The sequence below is a fragment of the uncultured Gimesia sp. genome, assembly GCF_937910335.1.
Classification (GTDB): Bacteria; Planctomycetota; Planctomycetia; order Planctomycetales; family Planctomycetaceae; genus Gimesia.
This window is the reverse complement of record NZ_CALEMX010000185.1, coordinates 1-3,038: the sequence shown is the minus strand read 5'-3', so window position 1 is coordinate 3,038 and position 3,038 is coordinate 1. Positions and strand designations below refer to the sequence as shown.

The window sequence follows — 3,038 nt, the reverse complement described above, 5'->3', positions numbered from 1 at the left end:
CTTCATCGTCTTTCGCGATTGATGCCAGGTGTGAGAGCACACGTTTGGCTAAGACTTTTTGAATCTTGCGGAAGATGGTGTTATCCTGCAGAGATTCACGTGAAATATTCAGTGGAAGATCTGCCGAATCGACGAGTCCGTAAATGAAACGTAAATACTCGGGCAATAAATCTCTGTTATCGTTTTGCACGAGGATGCGTTTGGCACAGAGACTGATGCCATGTTCTGTGCGTCCGAATCCCATGAGTTCAAGATTCGCTTGCGGGCAATATAAAATGGCGTGAAACTGGAACGGGGAGTCACTGCTTAAGTGCAGATGCCAGCGCGCCTGTTCTTCGCCAGTATGTGCCAGGTATTGATAGAAGCCATCGTATTGTTCTTGAGTGAGTTGTGTTTTGGGTTCGAGCCAGATTGGCGGTTGATCATTGACAAGTTCCTCGCCCAGCTTAATCGGATAAGGGACAAATGTGGAATATTTTGTGAGGATAAATTTCAACCGTGTGTCGTTTGTATATTCATCCAAGTCTTTGCGTAGATGCAACCGAATCGAGGTTCCTCTTTTTTCGCATTCCTGAGGCTCTATGGTAAACGCGCCTGTTCCATCCGATTCCCATTTCCAGCCAGATTCTTCCTGGTAACTTCGCGTTACGACTTCGACTTTGTCTGCCAGCATGAATGCAGAGTAAAAACCGACGCCGAATTTTCCAATCAGCGATACTTCTTCTTTTTTGTCACCGGCAGCATTTTTCAAGAAGTCGAGTGATCCACTATGTGCAATCGTACCGAGATTTTCGATCAATTCGGCGTGAGTCATACCAACGCCATTATCGGAAATGGTGAGGATGTGGTTCTCGGTATCTGGTTCAAGATGTATTTCCAGGGGAGTCTCATCTTTGATGCTGTCGTCTGTCAGGGAGACAAAACGAAACTTGTCCAGTGCATCTGATGCATTCGAAATCAGTTCCCGGATGGCAATTTCGCGATTTTGATAAAGGGAATGCGAGAGTAGATCCAGAAGTTTTTTGATTTCTGCCTGAAATGTAAATTTTTCTGCTGTCGTTTTTTCGTTCATGGTCTTTCTCGGAATCAATTCTAAGTAAACGATCGTTTATTGGTGATTTCCTCTGCGAAGAGGATTTTGCCTGTTTCAATGACTCTCTGTCCCTGTTTATAAATGGAAGTGGAATCGTTGTAAAGTTGCCCGGTCCCTCTGTCTGTGTGCTCAGATAAGAAATCCCGGCATTAGCATTTGTATTCTCTCGGGTAAAACAGTAATAATAGGATAAACCTGATAGCTGGACATTAGACATTCTATTTCTGGTTGTATCGGGGGATTGATGACTGATTTTGTTTGTTTGACTTAAAGATTTAGAAATACAGGGAGTTCACATATATGGTATTTTACTCACGTCGTGATTTCTTGAAAACGTCTGCTTTAAGTGGTGCATTCGCAATCAGCGGCGGTCTTTCAGGTTCCGTATTGGCTGCCAAAAAACCAAATCCCCGGGCTCAATATGGTCTTGTTACTTACCAGTGGGCTAAGGATTGGGATCTGCCGACCTTATTGAAAAATTGCAAAACGGCCAATGTTCTGGGGGTAGAGTTAAGAACGACTCATGCGCATGGAGTGGAACGAACTCTCAGTAAGTCGGAGCGTCAGGAAGTCGTACAACAATTTGCCGACAGTCCTGTGACATTGGTGGGAATTGGTAGTAATGAACGATTTGATAATCCTGATGCGGCTGTGTTGAAGAAATCGATTTCAGATACGAAAGACTTTATCAAACTCAGTCATGATGTGGGAGGCAGTGGCGTTAAGGTTAAGCCCGATTCCTTTCAAAAAGGCGTTTCAGAAGCGGTTACCATTGAGCAGATTGGGCGTGCTTTGAATACAATCGGGAAATACGGATCTGACTGGGGTCAACAGATTCGTCTGGAAGTGCATGGTAAATGTGCACATCTTCCGACAATTCGCAAAATATTAGACGTGGCTGATCATCCCAATGTGGCGATTTGCTGGAATTGTAATAAGCAGGATCTGGAAGGGAAGGGGCTGGATGAGAATTTTGCGTTAGTGAAAGACCGCCTGGGAGCCACAACGCATATTCACGATCTGATACATTCAGACTATCCTCATAAGCGTTTCTTCGAACTGATGGCAGGCGCGAACTATACCGGTTGGTTGATGCTTGAAGAGGGGAAGCAACCTAAGCAGGATACTGTTGTTGCGCTGGCGGAACAGCGTAAGTTGTTTGACAAGATGTGGGCTCAGGCGCAAGATCGCTAATCGCTGTCTTGTTGAAGAGCAAACAGTTTGAGCAGATAAAGTTTGTAGTTAAGGAGTTTCGCAGTTTGTGTTGTGTTGCGCATTCTGTTCTTTGATTGCGTCATACACTTCTTCACGATGCACCGTAACGTCTTTCGGGGCTTCAATCCCGAGACGTACTTTATCGTTCTTGATTTCAATCACCATCAATGTGATTGAATCTCCAATGATGATTTTTTCATCTTTTTTTCGGCTGAGTACAAGCATCGCCATTCCTTGCGAATTAGTAGATAGGGGGACATCTTTTTTCAGGCGATTTCAGATTATTGACGTGTGACAGTCCCAATCGTTGAAAACGCTACACTTGAAACTTAGCGTACTGATGAGGAGTGTCTGCTCCGAACTGGAAAAATGGAGTGGATTCAGCTAACCATTAGCTTTTAGAAACACTTGTAACGGTTATCCGATTTATTCCTGCCTGTATTTACCGGATTGATTTATGACCGGAATCATTTTATCCGCGTAGGATTTTGATGTGATCGCCGATCTGGATGCGTGTAGAGTCGTTGAGGGGATGACTGGGAAGTTTGGTATTCACTGTGAGGCGATACATGTTCTGAAACAGGGACAACGGAGCCCATGCCGGAAATGTGGCTTTGCGATTTTCAATGAATCTTTTCATGAAATCGGGATTGGTCTCTCCTGTAAGAGGAGATCGGGAAGGTACAACGCAGCGTTTACAGGGGTTTGATCCCTCAAAAGTCACCGACCC

3 protein-coding genes and 1 pseudogene are annotated in these 3,038 nt (G+C 44.6%); 1 reads left to right on the top strand and 3 read right to left on the bottom strand.

Features of this window, described 5'->3' with window-relative positions; all coding sequences use genetic code 11:
- On the bottom strand, positions 1-1,072 hold a 1,072-nt coding region (htpG, locus tag Q0668_RS07075; RefSeq protein WP_298861934.1), incomplete at its 3' end, for a molecular chaperone HtpG.
- A 321-nt stretch (positions 1,073-1,393) separates the two neighbouring features.
- On the opposite strand from htpG, the gene Q0668_RS07070 reads away from it, so the two are divergent.
- Positions 1,394-2,287: a TIM barrel protein gene (locus tag Q0668_RS07070; RefSeq protein ID WP_298861932.1), complete on the top strand. Its 894-nt coding sequence runs from the start codon at positions 1,394-1,396 to the stop codon at positions 2,285-2,287.
- A gap of 48 nt (positions 2,288-2,335) precedes the next feature.
- On the opposite strand, the gene csrA is transcribed toward Q0668_RS07070, so the two are convergent.
- Together csrA and Q0668_RS07060 are read right to left on the bottom strand one after the other, a co-directional pair.
- Positions 2,336-2,533 carry a carbon storage regulator CsrA gene (gene csrA / locus Q0668_RS07065; RefSeq protein WP_298861929.1) on the bottom strand — a complete coding sequence of 66 codons (198 nt, stop codon included), beginning with the start codon at positions 2,531-2,533 and terminating at the stop codon, positions 2,336-2,338.
- Positions 2,534-2,780: 247 nt separating this feature from the next.
- A pseudogene (locus Q0668_RS07060) lies at positions 2,781-3,038 on the bottom strand (MOSC domain-containing protein); the annotation flags it as partial.